Source organism: Furfurilactobacillus milii (assembly GCF_009863985.1).
GTDB lineage: Bacteria > Bacillota > Bacilli > Lactobacillales > Lactobacillaceae > Furfurilactobacillus > Furfurilactobacillus milii_A.
In genome coordinates, this window is sequence record NZ_WEZT01000005.1 from 66,466 (window position 1) to 86,537 (window position 20,072).

Sequence of the window (20,072 nt, forward strand, 5' to 3'; positions counted from 1 at the left end):
TCCTTTCATGATTGTTTTCGCAAACATCATTTTACAGAAATTTGGCCATGGGCCATTCTTTATTTAATTAGTGTTGCACTTAAAGTGTAAATTCAAGCACATTTATTTACTTTCGCGGGTGGTTACGTTAAACTATTAGGCGTATGCAATTTATCAGAAGTTTGGTGACAAACTTCAACTGGAGGAATTTTTTAATGGTCGCTAAAGCAGAATTTGCTAAAAAAGAAGGCAACCAAGGCGAGTTGACTTTCTCAATCGCTAACGAGACGATCCAAAAGGGTTTGGATCAAGCCTTCACTAAAACTCGGAAACAATTAAACGTACCTGGATTCCGTAAGGGCAAAGTTCCTCGCGCTATCTTTAACCAGATGTACGGTGAAGAATCACTTTACAACGATGCGTTGAACATCGTTTTGCCAGACGCTTACTCAAAAGCTGTTGAAGAAGCTGGTATTACACCAGTTGATCAACCACAAGTTGATGTTAAGAGTATGGAAAAAGGTAAGGACTGGGTTTTGAAGGCTGACGTTACTGTTGCCCCAGAAATCAAGTTGGGTGAATACAAGGGTGTTACTGTGCCTAAGCAATCCACCACTGTTACCGCTAAACAAGTTAATGAAGAACTTGAAAAAATGCGCCAACAGCAAGCTGAATTGGTACTTAAAGAAGGCAAGGCCGCTGAAAAGGGCGATACTGTTGTTATCGACTTTGACGGTTCAGTTGATGGTAACCACTTCGATGGTGGTAAAGCCGACAACTACAGCCTTGAATTAGGTTCGAACTCATTTATTCCTGGCTTCGAAGATCAATTAATCGGTCACAAGGCTGATGAAGATGTTCAAGTTAAGGTTACGTTCCCTAAAGATTACCAAGCAAAGGACTTGCAAGGTAAAGAAGCTATCTTCGATGTTAAGATTCACGAAGTTAAGACTAAGGAATTACCTGACTTGGATGATGAATTCGCCAAGGATGTTGACGAAGACGTTGACAGTCTTGAAGAATTAAAGGCTAAGACTAAAGACCGTTTGAAGGAAGAAAAGAAGACGGCCGCTCACGATGCTGTTGAAGATGCTGCTATCAATGCGGCTGTTGACAACGCTGAAGTTATCGGCGGCAAGATTCCTGATGCCATGATGGATGAAGACATTCACCGTCAAATGGACCAGTACTTGGCTCAAATGGCTCAACAAGGGATCAACCCTGAAACTTACTACAAGATTACTGGTACTACTGAAGACGACTTGCACAAGCAATTTGCTCCTGATGCAGAACGTCGTGTTAAGACTAACCTTGTTTTGGAAGCTGTTGTTGATGCTGAAAAGATTGAAGCAACTGACAAGGATGTTGACGGTGAAGTTAAGAACCTTGCTGGCCAATACAACATGGAAGAATCAGCAGTTCGTTCTGCTTTGACACCTGACATGTTGAAGCATGATATTGCCATCAAGAAGGCTGTTGACTTAATTGCTGACAACGCTAAGCAGGAAACCAAAAAGGCAGCTGCTAAGAAGTCTGACGACGAAAAAAAAGATAAGTAATATCGTCTTACATTAATAACTGTCCTACAGAAAGTGAGTGACCAGTAATGGTTACTCACTTTTGTGTCAACGACAGAATAGTGCAAGTCATTAGCTGTTTTTCTAATTATCTGCTATTATGTTCCTAGTTTAGGTGCCATGTAATTTATGGACGGCCTAGGATTAAAAGAGAGCGAGGGTGCTAATGTTTGATAATACCGATCCTAATGGTCCAGTAACTTGCTCATTTTGTGGAAAGTCACAAGATCAAGTAAAGAAGATTGTTGCCGGACCTGGCGTGTACATTTGTAACGAATGTATTGATCTGTGTAAAGAAATTATTGATGAAGAATTTGCTGAAGACGCTGCTAGCCAAGTGTTGGATGTACCAACACCAGCGGAAATTGTTAAAACGTTAGACCAGTATGTAATTGGTCAGAGTGAAGCCAAGCGTACTTTATCCGTTGCTGTTTACAACCATTACAAACGGATTAATGATTTGAGTACAGAAGACGATGGTACGGAATTACAAAAGAGTAATATCAGTATTATCGGACCAACTGGTTCAGGTAAAACTTACCTGGCGCAAAGTTTGGCCAAAATTCTGAATGTGCCATTTGCGATTGCCGATGCGACGACTTTAACTGAAGCCGGTTACGTTGGTGAAGACGTTGAGAACATTTTGTTGAAGTTGTTGCAAAATGCAGATTACGATGTTGAACGGGCTCAGCATGGAATTGTTTACATCGATGAAATCGACAAGATTGCTAAAAAGAGTGAAAACGTCTCTATTACTCGTGATGTGTCGGGTGAAGGTGTTCAACAAGCCTTGCTGAAGATTTTGGAAGGCACGATTGCTAATGTTCCACCGCAGGGTGGTCGTAAACATCCACAACAGGAGTTCATTCAAATCGACACCACGAATATATTGTTTATTGTCGGTGGTGCGTTTGACGGCATCGAAAACATCGTGAAGAACCGTTTGGGTGAAAAGACGATTGGTTTCGGTACCGATTCTGCCAATAAGGATGAAGTCGCCAACATGACTGATAAGGACATCATGCAACATGTGATTCCTGAAGACCTGTTGGAATTTGGGCTAATTCCAGAATTTATTGGTCGTTTACCAATTCTTACAGCACTGGAAAAGCTAGATGAAGATGATTTGGTTCGCATTTTAACGGAACCGAAGAATGCGCTGGTTAAACAGTACACGAAGCTCATTGGTTTGGATGGCGTAAAGCTTGAATTTACGCATCCGGCCCTGCGAGAAATGGCAAAACTGGCCATTGCCCGTGATACAGGTGCTCGTGGTTTACGTTCGATCATGGAAGAAGTTATGCGAGACATCATGTTTGACTTACCAAGTCGAGACGACGTCGAAAAAGTGGCCATTACTAAAGAAACGGTCACTAAGCATGCACAACCAGATCTTGTTTTAAAGAGTGAAAAGGCCTCATAGTTTTACGAAAGAATGCGTTGAAGAGGAATGGCGTTAGCTTGCGGGCTGACGTCATTTTTTGTTTAACCCACCGGTTAACGTCATTAAAACGTCACAAAATTAAGAGCTTGCTATGCTATGATAGACACATTGAATTATAAAGCGTGTGACCAATTAAAAGGTCAGGTCACGATAAAGGAGCGTTCTACATGGAAGTGCATGATGTCGAGCTAACAATCAGCGCGGTGGCACCAAAACAATACCCAAAGGGATCTTTACCAGAGGTTGCGCTCGCCGGTCGTTCAAACGTGGGCAAGTCATCGTTGATTAATACTCTAATTAACCGTAAAGCGTATGCCCGAACTTCAAGTCAACCAGGGAAAACACAAACTCTCAATTTTTATAACGTTGAATCTACTGTTTACTTTGTGGATGTGCCTGGATACGGATTTGCCAAAGTTTCTAAAACAGCTCGAGAAAAGTTTGGACAAATGATCGAAACGTATCTGAGTACACGGGATCGGTTGCGCGGTGTGATTTTACTGGTGGATGCACGTCATGATCCCTCAGATGATGATATCAGTATGCATGAATGGTTGAGTTATTATAATATTCCGATGCTCGTTGTGGCGACAAAATCAGATAAAATTGCCCGCGGTAAATGGAATCAAGCTGAAAGCCGCATTCGTAAAGGACTTAATATGACGCCAGAAGATGCTTATATTCAATTTTCGGCGGAGACCAAACAAGGTAAAGACGCGGTTTGGAACTGGATTGAACAGCAAGCTGGGTTGGCTTAAGTCGGGTAAAAGTTAGAACGGGAAGAGTGAACAGAATGGAATTTAATGAGTATCAAAAAGAAGCTAAGCGGACGTTATTCGGAAACGAACAAGTGCTGACTAATATCACACTCGGTGTGGCTAATGAGGCTGGTCAGGTAGTTGACCTAGTACAGCGTTATACCTTTCAGGGTCGGACACTAGATAAAGAAAAATTAACACACGAGCTTGGTGATACACTTTGGTATCTATCTCAAATAGCTGAGTGGGCCAACATTGATTTTGAAGAAGTTGCCAAAAAGAACATTGAAGAATTAAATGATCGTTATCCAGATCCACAACATGCAAAGTGGGAATAGGATAAAAAAACAACCAGCGATTTTACGCTGGTTGTTTTTTTGCGACAAGGCTTACTTGTCGGCTTTCTTTTTATCATCTTTTTTTGCTTCGTCTTTTAAATGCTCGCGCTTTAGTGGCGTTTTGTTCGGGTCCTTAATATCATCAGGATCGACAGCAAATTGGTCAAACAGTTTATCTAAGTCTGTTTGCCGTTTGAAAGTTAAACCCATGTGAATTGCTCCTCTCCAAATCTAAAAACTAAGTTGGGCTAATTGTAGCAGATTTTGCTTAAAAACGAAAATGTACAAATTTTATGCATTATAACTTGCATATATTCGAAAATAATGCATAAAACTAATTATTTTTGCAAAACGGTTGCATATTATTTCATCTAATCGTATACTCATTTACATTGTAAAACTTGATACGAGGGGCGAAACAGATGAAAAAAATTTCGAAATGGTTACTTCTGGTCTTGACGATTGTCGTGACCTTGGGTGTAACCGGTGATATGAACACCAAAGCGGACAGCAATACACCAGCAACGGACCAGTACTTGAGTAAGGTGAAAGCGAAGGGTGAGCTGGTTGTCGGAACAAGTCCTGATTTTCCACCTTACGAATTCACCAAAAATATCAACGGCAAATCCAAAGTTGTCGGGATGGACATGGAAATTTCCAAAAAGGTTGCCCATGATATGGGCGTGAAGTTAGTTATTCGCCGGATGGATTTTGATTCTTTATTGGTCGCACTCCAGACTGGTAAAGTTGATATGGTCATCGCGGGAATGAGTAAGACACCTAAACGGGCTAAGAGTGTCGACTTTAGTAACGTTTACTACAAGGCCGGCGAAGACCTAGTTATCAAGAAAAGCGATTTAAAAACGATCAAGAGTTATAAATCGTTAGCAGGAAAAGCAATCGGAGCTCAGACTGGTTCCATTCAGTACAACTTGGTCAAGAACCAAGCCACCAAGTCAACGCTGAAGGGGATGGACAAGGACACCGATTTAATCCTTGCACTGCAAACGAATAAAATCGATGCAATTGCTTTGGATCAGCCAACTGCTGAGGCCTATGCAAAGAACACTGATGGCTTGGTCGCCATTAACGCTCACTTTAAAGACGAAGGCGAACAAGGCTCAGCCATTGCCTTTCCCAAGGGCGCACAGTCTTTGGTTAATTCGGCAAATAAATCAATTGCTGAAATCAAAGCGAAAAATTTGATTCATAAACAATATTTACCAAATGCTGGTAAATACTTGGCAACTGGAAAGTCTAAATCGGCTAAGGCAGCCAACTCAATGTGGGCTTACAAAGATTTCTTTATTGCCGGAGTTGGTTACACGCTGATGATTTCAGCAGTATCTGTTGTCATTGGTTTCTTGCTAGGTACTTTGTTAGCCCTAATGCGGTTAAGCAAGAACAAGATTGCTAATGGTATTTCAGTTAGTTACATTGAGTTTGTGCGGGGCACGCCACTGATGGTTCAGATTCTGTTTATCTACTTTGGGTTAGGCCTCGTGGTTAACATTCCGGCACTACTTTCCGGGATTATCGCGGTTTCATTGAATTCTGGGGCGTATGTTGCTGAAGTTATCCGTTCTGGGATCAGCTCTATTGCCGTTGGTCAAACGGAAGCGTCTCGTTCACTTGGTTTATCAAGGTCGATGACAATGCGGTTTATCATCCTGCCACAAGCGATGAAGAACATTTGGCCAGCATTAGGGAATGAATTTGTTTCCTTGATCAAGGAAAGTTCAATTGTTTCCATTATTGGGGTTAAGGATTTAATCTATCAGTCACGAATTGTTCAGGCAGATACTTATCGTGGAGTTATGCCCTTACTGATTACCATGATTTTGTACTTTATTATGACGTTTGGCCTCTCACGGCTGATGAAGTTCTTTGAAGGGAGAATGACACATGAATAACGAAACGGCGACGCCAGTACTAGAAGTGAAGCATCTGAAAAAAGTATTTGGTAAAAACGAGGTCTTGAAAGATATTAATGAGCAGGTTAGTAATGGTCAGGTGATTTGCTTAATTGGCCCATCTGGTGCTGGGAAAAGTACCTTTTTACGTTGTTTAAACATGTTAGACCAGCCGACTTCTGGTGAGGTTTTGTTTGAAGGTCAGGACTTAACCAAATTAGACGATAAACAGCTAGACAAGACACGTGAAAACATGGGGATGGTGTTTCAGAGTTTTAACCTGTTTCCGCATAAAACAGTTATCGAAAACATTAAGCTGGCCCCAGTTAAAGTTAAGGGCGAAGACGATGCAACGGCGACCGCGACGGCAGAAAAGCTGTTGAAACAAGTTGGTTTGGAAAATAAGGCCGATGCTTTTCCAGCCAGCTTATCAGGTGGACAACAACAACGGGTAGCCATTGCGCGGGCCCTAGCCATGAATCCTAAGGTAATGTTGTTCGATGAGCCAACGTCTGCACTTGATCCTGAAATGGTCGGTGAGGTATTGAAAGTCATGCAGGATCTTGCCAGCGAAGGGATGACAATGGTAGTTGTCACGCATGAAATGGGCTTTGCCCGTAATGTGGCCGATAAGGTTTGGTTCATGGCGGATGGCTATATTCAAGAGTCCGCTGAACCTAAAATATTCTTTGAACATCCCGAAACTGATCGCGCGAAGGACTTTCTTGCCAAAATTCTTGAGGCATAAACATCAGGTTTCAAACTATCGATGATTCAGTTTTTCTTAATCATGAGAGATAATTTTGGAGGCAAACATGGAAGACGCTGCTGCATTAAAGATTTTAACGGATTTAATTGCGATTCCGTCGGTTAATGATCGTGAATCAGAGGTTGCTGACTATTTGGCTGGCCTATTTAAGGACTTGCCGGCTCACATTGAACGTGTTACGTTTGCACCAGGCCGTGATAACTTAGTTGTTACAATTGGTGACCATGGTCCATTACTAGGGTTCTCTGGGCATGAAGATGTGGTTGCAGCTGGTAATGAAGCTGATTGGACCTTTCCGCCGTTTGCCGGCACAATTGATCAGGGTAATGTGTACGGCCGTGGCGCCAGTGATATGAAATCTGGTTTAGCCGCACAGGTGGTTGCAATGCTGGATCTGTTAAATTCAAATCAACCGCTGCCTGGGCGTCTTCGTTTGTTAGCTTCGGTTGGTGAGGAAACCGGTGAGTATGGTGCTGCTCAGTTGACGCAACAAGGATACGCTAACGACTTGGACGGACTTGTCATTGGTGAGCCCAGTGCGTTTGACATCAAGGTGACGCACAAGGGCGTTATTGACTATAAGGTTACCTCTCTGGGTAAGGGTTCCCATTCATCACGTCCTGATCAAGGCATCAATGCAATTACGCCACTACTGAAGTTTGCTGAACAAGCTGAATCAGTGATGGCAACAAACGATAAACGGGACGATGTATTAGGCGGACTAACGCATGTGATTAGTCAGATTGGCGGCGGTGAACAGATTAACTCAGTGCCAGCAAATGCTTGGCTAACCGGTAACATCCGGACAATTCCATCCTATCCAAACGATGAGGTCATGGCCCAGTTAGAAGACATTATTGAGTCGTTAAACCAGTCAGGTGCTAAATTAAGTATCAGTTATAGTTATCCCGAGCCACCATTACCCTCACAGGCTGGCACTAAATTAGCAGAAATCACACAGGCCGTTTTGAAAAACACCATTCATCGTGGTGGTGAGTTAACTGCTGGAACGGGTGCGACAGATGCATCAGAATATACGAAGGCAGGGCAGTTGCCAATCGTTATCGTCGGCCCTGCAGCAGGAACAACTGACCATCAAGTTAACGAAAACGTGGCCGTTGGTGACTATTTGACTGGATGCCATTTCTATCGAGCCTTGGCAGAAGCGTTCTGGGCACAAGCGGAAGAATAGGGTACCAGACAAAACTAATTTTAAAAAAGTTATTAATAAGGTCAGAGAGCGGGACATAACACGTTTTGGCTTTCTCAGGTATCGCGAATAAGGCGTTTATGGGTGCTTTTCCCATGAATGCCTTATTCGCGTTAGATGAGCAAAAGTCAGTGTTATGTCCCGCGTTTTCGGCAATTTTTCATCCGCATGACCTTTTGCGGTTGAAGAAAAATTGCTTGTTGATATTTCATTAGAAATTAAGTTGAGGCGTTATGTCTCAGTTTTTTTGAACAAAATGGCCGAGACGTCTAGCTAAACGTTTTTCAAACAGACGCTCTTTTGTTTTGCGAACACGCGTTCATGCGTTATAATTTAACTACGATTTTACGAGAACGGAGGCAGTTTTGTGGCATCAGAACACATTGAGCATAAATTAACGTTACTACCGCCAATGCCTGGTTGTTACCTGATGAAGGACATTAACGGCAAGATTATTTATGTCGGCAAGGCCAAAAATTTGAAAAATCGTGTGCGTTCCTACTTTAAAAGTAGTCACGAAGGCAAAACTGCCCAGTTAGTGGCTCACATTGTGGACTTTGAGACGATTGTGACGTCGACTGACAAGGAAGCTTTTTTGCTTGAAATCACACTAATTCAAAAGCATCAGCCATACTACAATATTAAGTTGAAGCGGGGCACAGGTTACCCGTATATTAAAATTACGCATGAACGTGATCCGCGAATCATCATCGCAAACGATGTTAAACACGACGGTGGATATTATTTTGGACCGTATCCCAACGTTTACGCGGCCGAAGAAACACTACATTTCTTACAAAAAGTTTATCCTTTGCGTCGTTGTTCTGGTTATAAAGGGCGACCATGCTTGTACTACCACATGGGGCAGTGCTTGGGGGCCTGCTTTAAAGAAGTTCCCGAGAGCGCGTACGATGAGCAGATCAAACGCATTAAATCGTTTTTAAACGGTAATACCGCACGAGTTATCAAACATTTGCAAACACAAATGAAAGAAGCAGCAGCCAGTTTGGAATTCGAGCGGGCCGCTGACCTACGTGATCAGTTGCACTACATCGATGTCACGGTTGAAAAGCAAAAGATTATCAGCAACGATCAGACGCCACGGGACATCTTTAATTTCTATCTGGACAAGGGCTGGTTATCCATTCAGGTTTTCTTTGTGCGGCAAGCACGCTTGATGAAGCGGGAAAAACGGTTGTTCCCAGTTGTTTCAACAGCACCAGAGGAAATGCAAACGTTTATCATGCAGTTTTATAATCGAAAGAATGCGGTGCTGCCTAGAGAAATTTTGGTTCCTAGCAGTATTGACGAGGACACCCGGGAATCCATCGAAGATGTGTTGAATGTCCCAGTTAACGTGCCTCAACGTGGTGTTCGTCGCGATCTGATGGAAATGGCGGGTAAGAACGCGCGACTGGTGTTGGAAGAAAAATTCCGCTTATTGGAGTTAGACGAGCACAAGACCACGGGTGCCATGCAAGAAATTGCGGATGCTTTGGGGTTACCACCCGTTTCTAAAATTGAAGCTTTTGACCATTCTCATGAACAGGGTGCTGACTTAGTTTCAGCGATGGTCGTTTTCGAAAATGGTCGACCAAATAAGAAGTTATATCGCAAGTATAAGTTACGTACGGTGGATCACGCTGATGAAACAGCCAGCACGATGGAAGTTATTCGGCGGCGTTACACACGTTTGCTTAAAGAACATGCAGATATGCCCGATTTAATTCTGATGGATGGTGGTGCCATTCAAATGAACGCGGCTAAGGATGTTCTAGAAAATGAGCTTGGATTGGATATTCCGGTCGCTGGAATGGTCAAAAATGATCATCACCGAACGGCGGACCTAATGTTTGGCGAGGATGATGAGCATCTAAATCTTGATCCTAAGTCACAAGGTTTTTATTTGTTACAACGAATCCAGGATGAGGTGCACCGGTTTGCCATCACGTTCCATCGTCAACTGCACAATAAGAATTCATTAAGCTCACGTTTGGATCAAATTCAGGGCGTAGGCCCAAAAACGCGCGCAAAACTGTTGAAAAAATACGGATCGCTGAAGAAGATTGCGGCTGCACCAGTTAGTGATCTACATGAATTAGGCTTGTCAGAAACGGTTGCGCAAACCGTTCACGTGGCTGTGGCTGCCATGGTTACCGGTGAAGCCCAACAGTCGTTAAGTTATCTGGACCGTCAGCAAACAATTTAACTTATTTGGGCAAATTTAAGAACGTTGCTTTCAGGTAGATGAAAGCAACGTCCTTTTAGTTTTAGTTTGGCGAAGTCAGCACAACGTTTGCATTTGAAGAATTATGTTAACAAGATAGTGGTTAAATGCAGAATTGTTTTTTGACCGAGCGTGTATTGCACTGTACAATGGGATGAGCGAATTGTTCGAAGATTGACAGACGATTGTGGGACGCACAACTGGTCACCACATTGATATAGAGAAACCAAGATATAGAAACCAAGAAATTATGGAGACACACAAATGGCATTTGTTGATAAAGCAACAATTGAAGTAAAAGCAGGAAACGGTGGTAACGGGATCGTTTCATTTAGACGTGAAAAATTTGTCGCTAACGGTGGTCCTTTCGGTGGCGATGGCGGACATGGTGGCAGTGTCATCATGGTTGTTGATGAAGGCTTGCGGACGTTAATGGACTTTCGTTATAACCGACACTATAAGGCCAAACACGGTGGCAACGGGATGACCAAGGGGATGACAGGTCGGTCAGCGGCTGATTTGTACGTTAAGGTCCCAGGCGGAACCATCGTGCGGAACCTTGACACAGACGAAGTACTGGGTGATTTAACGGAACCTGGTCAAGAACTTGTCATTGCCAAAGGGGGTCGTGGCGGTCGCGGTAACATGAAGTTTGCCACACCCAAGAATCCTGCCCCAGAAATCGCTGAAAATGGTGAACCAGGTCAGGAACTACGTATTGGTCTGGAATTGCAATTGTTGGCCGATGTTGGCTTGGTTGGTTTTCCATCTGTTGGGAAATCGACCTTGATGTCGGTTATTACAAATGCAAAGCCTAAAATTGCCGCTTATCATTTCACGACGATCGATCCAAATATTGGAATGGTCCGTTTGGATGATGGTCGGGACTTCGTTATGGCTGATTTACCGGGTCTGATCGAAGGTGCGAGCGATGGTGTTGGTCTCGGCTTTCAATTTCTCCGACACGTGGAACGGACGCGTGTCTTATTACACTTAGTGGCAATGGCTGGCGATGATTTTCTCGATGAAGAAAACGCGATGGCTCCGATTGATGCCTTTCATGCGATCAACAAGGAGTTGGGCAATTATGATGCCAGCTTGTTAGATCGGCCTCAGATTGTGGTCGCAACTAAGATGGATCTTCCGGGTGCGAAGGAACGTTTCGATGACTTTAAAGCAGCTCTGGATGAAGATGACTCATTGTCAACGAAGCCAACTGTAATGGCGATTTCTTCCGTTTCTCACGAAGGGTTGAAACCGTTGATTCAGGCAACGGCCACGCTGCTTGATCAAACACCAGCATTTGTCCCACAAGCGGATGAAAATCTTGGTGTTATGTATCAATATCAGGATGACGAAAAGCCTGCGTTTGAAGTTCAGCACACGGATGAAGGTATCTGGTTATTGACCGGCGACAAGATTGAACGCTTATTTAAGATGACGAATACACAACATGAACAAAGTATGGTCCGTTTTGCGCGTCAACTGCGGACGATGGGTGTGGACGATGCATTACGAGAAGCAGGCGCTCAAGATGGCGATACGGTCCAAATTTTGGACTTTACCTTCGATTTTGTTGAGTAGCTGAATCCGGTAATACGGTCATTTGTTCGTGAAAACGGGTAGGGGTTTAACAGATGCAAACAGCAAAAACGTCGAGTCATCGGCGTTACATAACAGGTATAGATGGTTTGCGGACACTTGCAGTATTAGGTGTGATCGCTTATCACCTGTTACCAGCGGCACTTCCAGGTGGTTTTCTGGGTGTGCCCATTTTCTTTGGGTTAACAGGTTACTTGGTAACTGATAGTTTTTTGAACTTGATTAATAAAGGAACTTCGCTGGCGGTTAACCATTTTTACAAACGCCGAATTCAACGATTGTATCCAGCCTTGGTGGCAATGTTGGCATTGACCAGCACGTACATCACGTTGTTTGCCCGTAATCTACTGGTTGGACTGCGGGGAACGATTGTGACCAACTTGCTGTACGTTTACAACTGGTTCGAAATCAATCATGGCCAATCGTATTTCGATCGTTTCAACGGTGAGTCGCCCTTCACCCATTTGTGGACGTTGTCCATTGAGGGTCAGTTTTATCTCTTCTGGCCCTTTATTATTTGGGGACTGGTTAAACTGTTCAAACGTCGCTCACGGGTGGCGGGCGCGCTAATGGTGGGAGCTGTTATATCGGCTCTTTTAATGGCAGTGCTTTTTAAAGATGCTAATCAGGTCAACCGGGTTTACTATGGCACGGACACGCGGGCCTTTTCAATCCTGATGGGGGCCGCGTTGGCGGCAGTTTGGCCAGCTAATCACCTAAATGCAAATCTGCACGCTGCTGGTCGACGATTGTTAAACTGGGTCGGCGGCATTAGTCTGCTAGTCATGTTTATTCTGTACTGGGTGATGACAGGGACATCAACTTTCACGTACCGTGGCGGGATGTTCTTGTTTTCCATTTTTGCGACTGCGATGATAGCCGTTATTGTTCATCCTGGCGCGAGTTGGAATAAATGGCTGACTAATCCTGTATTCAATTGGGTTGGCAAGCGCAGTTACGGCATTTACCTGTATCAGTTTCCAGTTATGATTTTTTATGAGCAGCGGGTCGTCAACATTGCCCAACATACCGTGCTCAATGCGCTGGCTGAATTGGCATTGATTCTACTGTTAGCCGAGTTATCCTATCGATTTATTGAACAACCAATCGCTCATGGACGTTTGACATCCTGGTGGGCGACGGTCAGAGCTCCAAAAACTTGGCGGCAATATCCGCGTGAAGTGATTACGAGCGCGGTGTTGGTTCTCGCGTCACTGATAACTATGGTTGGCTATGCTCAAGCAACACCTCGCAAGAAGCCACCCATTGATGCGGTAACCAAACACATCAAAGCAGCTGGAAAACAGACGGATAAAAAGAATCGTGAAGTGGCTGCGCAAAAAGGAGCATTTGATACTTCTGAAAAAGCCACAGCCCAAACGAACCAAAAGGCTAATAAACAACTATCTGCTCAGCAAAAGAAGCTCGCCAAGGCTTTTGATCTCCAGCCAGCGACAATGTTATCAGCACAGCACATTTCGCTAACGGCGGTGGGTGACTCGGTGTTAGTGGATAATGCGGATAGCCTACAACAAGTATTTGGACACGCCTATGTAGACGCTAAGGTTGGCCGTCAAGTTTGGGAAGCACCGTCAGTGATTCAATCACTAAAAAAACGCCATTTAATGGCATCGACGGTTTTAATTAACCTGGGGACAAATTCGCCGTTAACACAAACCCAAATTGACGCGGTGTTGAAAGCGGTTGGTCCAAAACGGAAAGTCTTTTGGGTCAACACAATGGTGCCGACGAAAACGTGGCAAAATCAGGTTAACGATTTAATTGCGCTCAATGCCAAACGGTCTAAGCAGGTTTATCTTGTTGATTGGTATGGTGCGAGTCACGATCAACCAAGTTGGTTTGGTCCGGATCATGTGCATCCCAACCCACAGGGGAGCGTTGCCTATACACGGTTGGTGACGAATACAGTGGTTCAGAAAAGTATTTCACCAAAAAAATAAGGCTCAACGTCAGCGTTGAACCAAACTAGCTATCACATAAACATAATTTTTTCGTCAACCAGACGATAACCAAATAGCTCACGGGTTGTCGGTGACGCAATTGCAGTTTGAACCGCAATTCGCCAACTGCCCGGGAGCTTTTGCGTTCTCGTCACGAACGCATCTAGCGTTAATGGCCGATCAGCATGGGTTAAATCTATGTCCAGCACTAATCGACGGTCTGTCGGAGACTTGGTTAAGCTTACTACCGGCTGTGGTTTGTCATCAACAGAAACAAATAGGGGTCGTTGCATGTCGTAATCGGCAGTGGAAAATTTAAAATCGACTAAGCGCATCGGTTTGGAGGTCCTTTCTGGCCGTTCATCAACAGTCGTTTGATTACAGTTCAGCTTACCATAGTGGCGGTTGGTGACGATTGTTTTTTGACTTCAAATTCAGTAGAATTGAATGCGAACTGAATGTTGACCACTGTGTCATCGTTCTTATTTAGGAACTCATAAAATGTGTGAACCCATTAATAATACAGTAAATACTTTTATATAGGGATTAGGTAGAAGAATAGTTATGGAGATTGAATTTTTAGGTACTGGTGCCGGTTCACCGGCTAAAGCGCGCAACGTGTCGAGCCTTGCACTTCGTTTGTTGGATGAGCGCAATGCAGTTTGGCTATTTGATTGTGGTGAAGGTACGCAACATCAAATTTTAAATACAACGTTGAAACCACGCAAAATTGAAAAGATTTTTATTACGCATCTACACGGTGATCATTTGTTTGGGTTGCCAGGTTTGCTTAGTTCACGTTCGTTTCAGGGTGGCAATGAGCCACTGACGATTTACGGACCCAGAGGGATTAAGGAATACGTTCAAACAAGTTTACGGTTGTCCGAGTCTGCGTTGACGTATCCTTTAAAGTTTGTGGAACTCAGCGGGGATGGTGTTATTTTTGACGATGCGACCTTCACGGTTTCATGCAAACGGTTAGATCACAAAATTGTGAGTTTTGGCTACCGAATTGTTGAGAAGGATCATCAAGGTGAATTACTCGTGGATAAACTAGCGGCGGCCAAGGTGCCATCCGGACCGGTATATGGCCAGTTGAAGGCCGGCAAAACCGTCTCCTTACCAGATGGTCGAACACTCAATGGTAAGGACTTTATCGGACCCTCTCAAAAGGGACGGATTGTGACGATTTTGGGTGATACACGTAAGACACGACGGGCGACAGAATTGGCGCAGGATGCAGATGTGCTGGTTCATGAAAGTACGTTTGCTGCCAACGAAAGTAAATTGGCACGTAACTATTATCATTCAACCAGCGAACAGGCTGCTCAGGTAGCTCATGATGCTCATGTAGGCCGATTACTGATGAATCACATTTCGGCGCGTTATAATGGACGTGGTGCTAAAGAATTAGAGCGTCAGGCTCGCGCAACGTTTGCCAATTCAAAGGTTGTTCGGGACTTTGACGTCATTGATATTCCGTTTAAAAAATAAACCGTACAAATAGTTACGGCAGTTGAGGTGAGTGCTAATGATGAACTTATCAAGTCGATTAAAAGAACTGCGTGATTTGAAGAATCGGATTGTTTTAATTACTGGCGCATCTTCCGGAATTGGTCAAGCAGCCGCTTTTGAAGTTGCTCGTCGCGGGGCAATTGTGGTTTTGGTTGCCCGTAATGAGTTGAAGTTAAATCAGGTTGCTCAACAGTGCATGTTGTATTCTGGCCGGCCAGCCTTTGCGTTTGCGCTAGATGTTGCTAATCCAGCGGCTATCGATAAAACTCTAAGTCAGGTCCGCCATGAAGTGGGCGCAGTAGACGTTGTCATTAATGCTGCCGGTTTTGGCGACATGGAGCCAGCAGTTGATACCGATCCTGAGGTAACAGACCGGATGTTTCGGGTTAACGTGCTTGGTTTGATTTACATTACGCGTCAGCTAGCCAGCGACATGATCGATAAACATTATGGCGCAATCATTAACATTGCTTCTGTGGCCGCAAAAATTCCGACTCCGAAGGCCGCTGTTTACACAGCAACAAAAACGGCGGTTGTCGGTTACAGTGACGTATTGCGGCAAGAGTTACGGCCGTTTGGCATTCAGGTTACAACCGTCAATCCAGGTCCTGTTGCGACCAACTTCTTCAATATTGCGGATCAAGACGGCCATTACTTGTCAAAAGTTGCCAACTTCACTGTGACGCCTCAACTGGTGGCTGAGCGACTGGTTGATACCATTGGTTATCATGTGCGCGAAATTACTGTACCACGTTATTTTGCCGTAGCCTCAGTGGCCTATCATTTGTTCCCAACAGTTGGCGATTTTGTTATCGAACAGCTATTTAAACCGCACGCCCCTAAGCGCATGCAGGTGAGTGCCGAAAGTGACGAACCTTCAGCTGATACTGAAACCGATCCGACGGAGGCACCAGAATGAAAAATCAATGGCGTTTAATTGCAGGGTTGATTCTAGTGCTAATTGTTGCAATTTTTGCCGTCATGAACGGAAATAGTGTACCCATTCATTTTGGTGTAGCGACGGTTAAGTGGCCGATGATTTTGATCCTAATTGTGTCACTGTTACTTGGTGCTATTATTGCGTTGTTAGTGACAGCCGGAACGCATGCTAGCGACAAACGGAATGGGAAACGTTCTGACAGCGAAGCAACTGCGGAAAATGATCAATTAAAGAAGCAAAATGAAGAATTAACGAGTAAAAATGAACAGCTTAATGGGCTCTTAGATGATCGAGACAAGACCATAGAGCAGTTACAGCAGAAACTTAGTCAACAAAACAATGCGAATTAGCTTTCTGCAATGCGAGATGAAAAAATCGTTAATGTGGTTAAGGAAAGGTGTTTGTTTTCTGAATGCAGGGAACAAACACCTTTCCAGTTGTGGATTTATTACGACGTGAGTGAGGAGGAAAGACTGTGCTAGAGTCCAAGTACGATTGGCAACAAGCGCCACGGGTGGAAGACGAAAAGGTCGCGACATTTGCTCACGACCTTGATGTTTCACCATTTATGGCACGACTGTTGCTGGCACGAAAGTTAGACACTGCCGATAAGGTCAACGAGTGGCTGCAACCGACCGTTGATGTGCTGCATGATCCACACGAAATGTTTGACATCGAAAAAGGTGTTGCCCGGATTCAGACAGCTGTGGAGGCTGGCGATCAGATTACGGTATATGGGGATTACGACGCAGACGGTTTGACTAGTACGTCGTTGATGTATGAGGCTCTTGATCAGCTTGGCGCTAATGTGAACACATACATTCCTAACCGGTTTACGGATGGCTATGGACCAAACGTAGCAGCCTTTAATCGACTAATCGATGCCGGCACACAGTTGTTTGTAACAGTAGATAATGGGGTAGCTGGTAATGAAGCAATCGATGCTGCTGCCAAACGAGGCGTTGACGTCGTCGTTACTGATCATCATGAACTGCCAGAACAATTACCCAATGCCGCTGCCATTATTCACCCTCGTCATCCACAAGGACATTATCCGTTTGGCGGATTATCCGGTGTTGGGGTGGCCTTTAAAGTGGCCCAGGTGCTGTTAGATGCGACTGCCGATGAACTTAGTGATGAATTAGATTTGGTTGCGATTGGCGAGATTGCGGACTTAGTGCCACTAAATGACGAAAATCATGCGCTCGTTAAATTTGGACTACAGGTAATTGCTAATACGCAGCGGCCAGGCTTGATTGCGTTGATGAAGGCTGCGGGTATTGACGGGCAGACCATCAATGAAGAGCACGTCGGCTTTGGCATTGCGCCGCGGTTAAACGCATTGGGTAGACTTGGTGATGCCAATCCAGCGGTCGAGTTGCTAACTACGTTTGATGACGCACGTGCTGAAGAGTTGGCCTCGGAAATTAATGCTCAAAATGAGAAGCGACAACAACTGGTTAAGGATATCAGCGGTGATGCCTTGGCACAGGCGCAGACACCGAAAAATCAGGCTCGCAAAACGCTCATTATTCACGGCAAGGGTTGGCATGAAGGCGTATTGGGAATTGTTGCTAGCAAAATAGTAGAAGCAACGCACAAACCAACACTAGTTATGAGTGAAGATTCAGAAAAAGGGACGTTAAAGGGCTCTGGACGTTCGATTGCGGGCTATGATTTGTTTAACGCCATCAATCCTGTTCGCGACAAAATGGTGGCGTTTGGTGGTCATGCGATGGCGTGTGGCTTGACCTGTCCAATAGATCAGCTCGATACTTTAGCGGCTGCTCTGGAACAGGCCTGTGTCGATCAATCGGTTGATTTGACAGCAAAGCCAGCGTTGCCTGTTGCTGGGCTAGTCCCACTCGCAGACGTTAATGCGGCTGATTACGCTGCGGTTCAAGAACTCGGTCCGTTTGGAACTGATAATCCGCAACCTGTGTTGGCATTTAAACCAACTTCGGTAGACAATGTCCGGACTATGGGGGCGGCTAAGAACCATCTCAAATTCCAGATGGCAGATGAAGCCGGGCATCAAGTCGCGGCCATTGCTTTTGGGCGCGGTCATCAGAGCGAACAGGTCACTGCTAACCCTGAAAATGTGAGTGTCGTAGGTACATTGTCAGCCAATACCTGGCAGGGGAAAACAACCTATCAGGTAATGGTAAAAGATTTCTCGGTGACTGGCATTACAATTGTTGATAGTCGAACGAATCATCTCGCTAAATCATTGTTTGAAAGGCCAGACACCTATTTATTTTTCCACAAAAAGTTGGTTGATCAATTACAAACTTATTTGCCAGAAGGGGCACAATCTTTGTGTGTTGGTCGTGATGAACTGCCTTCAAGCTGTGATCATTTGATTATTGTCGATTGCCCGGATGATCTGGATGATTTAAAACAAGTGCTGAGTCACATCAAAACGGATGAATTAACGACCTACTTTTATGAACACGATTCAGCGTATTTAGATGGTATGCCAAGTCGTGCAGAGTATGGCAAACTGTTTAAGTTCGTTGCTAGTCATCAGAATGTTGATATTGCTCATCAGTTGCCAACGTTGGCAAAGTATCTCCAAATTGATGACGCTAAATTGATTTTTATGATACAGCTGTTTTTTGAGGTGGGATTTGTTAAAATAGACTCTGGCGTTATGAATGGGGTGAGTGAACCACCGCACGTAAATCTTACTGATGCGGCAGCTTACCGACAACGTTTGACACGCATTGATACTGAAGAAAAATTACTTTATTCTAAGGCACCTCAACTGAAGGCTTGGTTGATGGGCGCCATGAGCTAAGCTTAAAGGAGCTGTAAAAATTGGCTTTAGACTTAACAAAATACATTGCAACGGTGCCAGATTATCCCGAAAAGGGTATCATGTTTCGTGACATCTCACCGTTGATGGGTGACGGCGCTGCATATCACCAAGCGACTGATACCATTGTCAATTATGCGCGCGACAAGCAGGTTGATATGGTCGTTGGTCCAGAATCTCGTGGTTTTATCGTTGGCTGTCCAGTGGCTTATGAATTAGGCATTGGCTTTGCGCCAGCACGTAAGAAGGGCAAGTTGCCACGTAAAACAATCAAAGCAGACTATGCTTTGGAATATGGCACTGCTTCGTTATACATGCATGAAGATGCGATTAAGCCAGGCCAGCGGGTATTGGTTACGGATGATATTCTGGCAACTGGTGGTACGATTGAAGCAACAATTAAGCTTGTTGAACAGCTTGGTGGCGTGGTTGTTGGTTGTGCGTTCTTACTTCAATTGAAGGATTTGCATGGCTTAGACAAACTAAAAGATTACGATACATTAGTCTTAATGGACTATTAAATCGCTTGGTGTGACGGGATTTTTCGTCACGCCTTTTTAGTTTCTAAAATTGTCAGGACAGCATAATAATTTTTTTGATATTTAAGTTGTCGTATAAAAACGCCGTAAATGAACATTGCTGCTCATCTACGGCGTCATCAATTACTTATTATTTTTCTTAAGACTATGAAGGATTTGGAGGGCCTTCTTGCGTGTCTTGATGTTGGGACTTCTCAGGTTTCGAATCGCAGTGCTTTGATCTATTTTCATTTAGTTTGCCTCTTTTATAATTTGTTTACCGTTATAAAAGCCATTGGGAGAAACATGATGACTCATCACATATTCACCAGTTTGTGTGTCATAGTGGATAGCTGGCGCTGTGATTTTATGCGCTGTACGACGCCGGTTACGCCGAGTTTTGGATGTTTTGCGGGCTGGAGTGGCCATGAGCAAACCTTCTTTCATTTATAAAACATGTAAATAGTAACGATTACTTTTTACAGTATAAACGAAACATGACA

The 20,072-nt window shown here is 44.2% G+C and carries 19 protein-coding genes; 15 read left to right on the forward strand and 4 right to left on the reverse strand.

The window, feature by feature from the left end; genetic code table 11:
• Positions 1–194: 194 nt before the first annotated feature.
• The 4 genes from tig (at position 195) to GB992_RS03215 (ending at position 4,096) form a co-directional block, all read left to right on the forward strand.
• Positions 195–1,538: a trigger factor gene (gene tig, locus GB992_RS03200; RefSeq protein ID WP_161001186.1), complete on the forward strand. Its 1,344-nt coding sequence runs from the start codon at positions 195–197 to the stop codon at positions 1,536–1,538.
• Positions 1,539–1,722: 184 nt separating this feature from the next.
• Complete coding sequence (clpX, locus tag GB992_RS03205) at positions 1,723–2,979, forward strand: ATP-dependent Clp protease ATP-binding subunit ClpX (protein WP_017262022.1); 1,257 nt, start codon at positions 1,723–1,725, stop codon at positions 2,977–2,979.
• A gap of 188 nt (positions 2,980–3,167) precedes the next feature.
• Complete coding sequence (yihA, locus tag GB992_RS03210; RefSeq protein ID WP_161001187.1) at positions 3,168–3,758, forward strand: ribosome biogenesis GTP-binding protein YihA/YsxC; 591 nt, start codon at positions 3,168–3,170, stop codon at positions 3,756–3,758.
• 35 nt (positions 3,759–3,793) lie between these two features.
• A complete protein-coding gene (locus tag GB992_RS03215) occupies positions 3,794–4,096 on the forward strand; it encodes a nucleoside triphosphate pyrophosphohydrolase family protein (protein ID WP_161001188.1) in 303 nt (100 codons plus the stop codon).
• Positions 4,097–4,147: 51 nt separating this feature from the next.
• Here GB992_RS03215 and GB992_RS11605 read toward each other — a convergent pair whose 3' ends face one another.
• Positions 4,148–4,306: an SPJ_0845 family protein gene (locus tag GB992_RS11605; RefSeq protein WP_017262019.1), complete on the reverse strand. Its 159-nt coding sequence runs from the start codon at positions 4,304–4,306 to the stop codon at positions 4,148–4,150.
• A 212-nt stretch (positions 4,307–4,518) separates the two neighbouring features.
• Here GB992_RS11605 and GB992_RS03220 point away from each other — a divergent pair, with 212 nt between their 5' ends.
• The 6 genes from GB992_RS03220 to GB992_RS03245 all read left to right on the forward strand — a co-directional run bounded on the left by GB992_RS03220 (position 4,519) and on the right by GB992_RS03245 (position 13,778).
• The gene (locus tag GB992_RS03220) at positions 4,519–6,009 is read left to right on the forward strand and encodes an ABC transporter substrate-binding protein/permease (protein WP_161001189.1); all 1,491 of its coding nucleotides are present in this window, start codon (positions 4,519–4,521) and stop codon (positions 6,007–6,009) included.
• Complete coding sequence (locus GB992_RS03225) at positions 6,002–6,757, forward strand: amino acid ABC transporter ATP-binding protein (RefSeq protein ID WP_161001190.1); 756 nt, start codon at positions 6,002–6,004, stop codon at positions 6,755–6,757. Before GB992_RS03220 ends, GB992_RS03225 begins: the two co-directional genes overlap by 8 nt.
• A 67-nt stretch (positions 6,758–6,824) precedes the next feature.
• Positions 6,825–7,970: an ArgE/DapE family deacylase gene (locus GB992_RS03230; protein ID WP_161001191.1), complete on the forward strand. Its 1,146-nt coding sequence runs from the start codon at positions 6,825–6,827 to the stop codon at positions 7,968–7,970.
• Positions 7,971–8,355: 385 nt separating this feature from the next.
• Positions 8,356–10,197, forward strand: a complete 1,842-nt coding sequence (gene uvrC, locus GB992_RS03235; protein WP_161001192.1) for an excinuclease ABC subunit UvrC — start codon at positions 8,356–8,358, stop codon at positions 10,195–10,197.
• A 282-nt stretch (positions 10,198–10,479) separates the two neighbouring features.
• Positions 10,480–11,799: a GTPase ObgE gene (gene obgE / locus GB992_RS03240; protein WP_161001193.1), complete on the forward strand. Its 1,320-nt coding sequence runs from the start codon at positions 10,480–10,482 to the stop codon at positions 11,797–11,799.
• A gap of 53 nt (positions 11,800–11,852) precedes the next feature.
• Positions 11,853–13,778 carry an acyltransferase family protein gene (locus GB992_RS03245; protein ID WP_161001194.1) on the forward strand — a complete coding sequence of 642 codons (1,926 nt, stop codon included), beginning with the start codon at positions 11,853–11,855 and terminating at the stop codon, positions 13,776–13,778.
• Positions 13,779–13,810: 32 nt separating this feature from the next.
• Here GB992_RS03245 and GB992_RS03250 read toward each other — a convergent pair whose 3' ends face one another.
• On the reverse strand, positions 13,811–14,113 hold the full coding sequence (locus GB992_RS03250) for a hypothetical protein (RefSeq protein ID WP_161001195.1): 303 nt from the start codon (positions 14,111–14,113) through the stop codon (positions 13,811–13,813).
• 229 nt (positions 14,114–14,342) lie between these two features.
• Between GB992_RS03250 and rnz the strand changes: the two genes are divergently transcribed.
• The 5 genes from rnz to GB992_RS03275 all read left to right on the forward strand — a co-directional run bounded on the left by rnz (position 14,343) and on the right by GB992_RS03275 (position 19,572).
• Positions 14,343–15,272: a ribonuclease Z gene (gene rnz / locus GB992_RS03255; protein WP_017262011.1), complete on the forward strand. Its 930-nt coding sequence runs from the start codon at positions 14,343–14,345 to the stop codon at positions 15,270–15,272.
• A 37-nt stretch (positions 15,273–15,309) separates the two neighbouring features.
• A complete protein-coding gene (locus GB992_RS03260) occupies positions 15,310–16,212 on the forward strand; it encodes an SDR family NAD(P)-dependent oxidoreductase (protein ID WP_161001196.1) in 903 nt (300 codons plus the stop codon).
• The gene (locus GB992_RS03265; protein ID WP_161001197.1) at positions 16,209–16,583 is read left to right on the forward strand and encodes a lipopolysaccharide assembly protein LapA domain-containing protein; all 375 of its coding nucleotides are present in this window, start codon (positions 16,209–16,211) and stop codon (positions 16,581–16,583) included. The genes GB992_RS03260 and GB992_RS03265 overlap by 4 nt, the downstream gene beginning before the upstream one ends.
• A gap of 125 nt (positions 16,584–16,708) precedes the next feature.
• Complete coding sequence (gene recJ / locus GB992_RS03270) at positions 16,709–19,033, forward strand: single-stranded-DNA-specific exonuclease RecJ (protein WP_161001198.1); 2,325 nt, start codon at positions 16,709–16,711, stop codon at positions 19,031–19,033.
• Positions 19,034–19,053: 20 nt separating this feature from the next.
• Positions 19,054–19,572, forward strand: coding sequence for an adenine phosphoribosyltransferase (locus GB992_RS03275; protein WP_017262007.1), 519 nt, complete (start codon positions 19,054–19,056; stop codon positions 19,570–19,572).
• A 141-nt stretch (positions 19,573–19,713) separates the two neighbouring features.
• Here the strand turns inward: GB992_RS03275 and GB992_RS03280 are convergent, their stop codons facing one another.
• Positions 19,714–19,821, reverse strand: a complete 108-nt coding sequence (locus tag GB992_RS03280) for a putative metal homeostasis protein (RefSeq protein WP_161001199.1) — start codon at positions 19,819–19,821, stop codon at positions 19,714–19,716.
• On the reverse strand, positions 19,822–19,998 hold the full coding sequence (gene rpmF, locus GB992_RS03285) for a 50S ribosomal protein L32 (protein WP_161001200.1): 177 nt from the start codon (positions 19,996–19,998) through the stop codon (positions 19,822–19,824).
• Positions 19,999–20,072 lie beyond the last annotated feature (74 nt).

Bases quoted from the DNA above. Each gene is read 5' to 3' on its own strand.
- tig (WP_161001186.1), top strand. From the start codon at position 195: ATGGTCGCTAAAGCAGAATTTGCTAAAAAAGAAGGCAACCAAGGCGAG.
- clpX (WP_017262022.1), top strand. From the start codon at position 1,723: ATGTTTGATAATACCGATCCTAATGGTCCAGTAACTTGCTCATTTTGT.
- yihA (WP_161001187.1), top strand. From the start codon at position 3,168: ATGGAAGTGCATGATGTCGAGCTAACAATCAGCGCGGTGGCACCAAAA.
- GB992_RS03215 (WP_161001188.1), top strand. From the start codon at position 3,794: ATGGAATTTAATGAGTATCAAAAAGAAGCTAAGCGGACGTTATTCGGA.
- GB992_RS11605 (WP_017262019.1), bottom strand. From the start codon at position 4,306: ATGGGTTTAACTTTCAAACGGCAAACAGACTTAGATAAACTGTTTGAC.
- GB992_RS03220 (WP_161001189.1), top strand. From the start codon at position 4,519: ATGAAAAAAATTTCGAAATGGTTACTTCTGGTCTTGACGATTGTCGTG.
- GB992_RS03225 (WP_161001190.1), top strand. From the start codon at position 6,002: ATGAATAACGAAACGGCGACGCCAGTACTAGAAGTGAAGCATCTGAAA.
- GB992_RS03230 (WP_161001191.1), top strand. From the start codon at position 6,825: ATGGAAGACGCTGCTGCATTAAAGATTTTAACGGATTTAATTGCGATT.
- obgE (WP_161001193.1), top strand. From the start codon at position 10,480: ATGGCATTTGTTGATAAAGCAACAATTGAAGTAAAAGCAGGAAACGGT.
- GB992_RS03245 (WP_161001194.1), top strand. From the start codon at position 11,853: ATGCAAACAGCAAAAACGTCGAGTCATCGGCGTTACATAACAGGTATA.
- GB992_RS03250 (WP_161001195.1), bottom strand. From the start codon at position 14,113: ATGCGCTTAGTCGATTTTAAATTTTCCACTGCCGATTACGACATGCAA.
- rnz (WP_017262011.1), top strand. From the start codon at position 14,343: ATGGAGATTGAATTTTTAGGTACTGGTGCCGGTTCACCGGCTAAAGCG.
- GB992_RS03260 (WP_161001196.1), top strand. From the start codon at position 15,310: ATGATGAACTTATCAAGTCGATTAAAAGAACTGCGTGATTTGAAGAAT.
- GB992_RS03265 (WP_161001197.1), top strand. From the start codon at position 16,209: ATGAAAAATCAATGGCGTTTAATTGCAGGGTTGATTCTAGTGCTAATT.
- GB992_RS03280 (WP_161001199.1), bottom strand. From the start codon at position 19,821: ATGAAAATAGATCAAAGCACTGCGATTCGAAACCTGAGAAGTCCCAAC.
- rpmF (WP_161001200.1), bottom strand. From the start codon at position 19,998: ATGGCCACTCCAGCCCGCAAAACATCCAAAACTCGGCGTAACCGGCGT.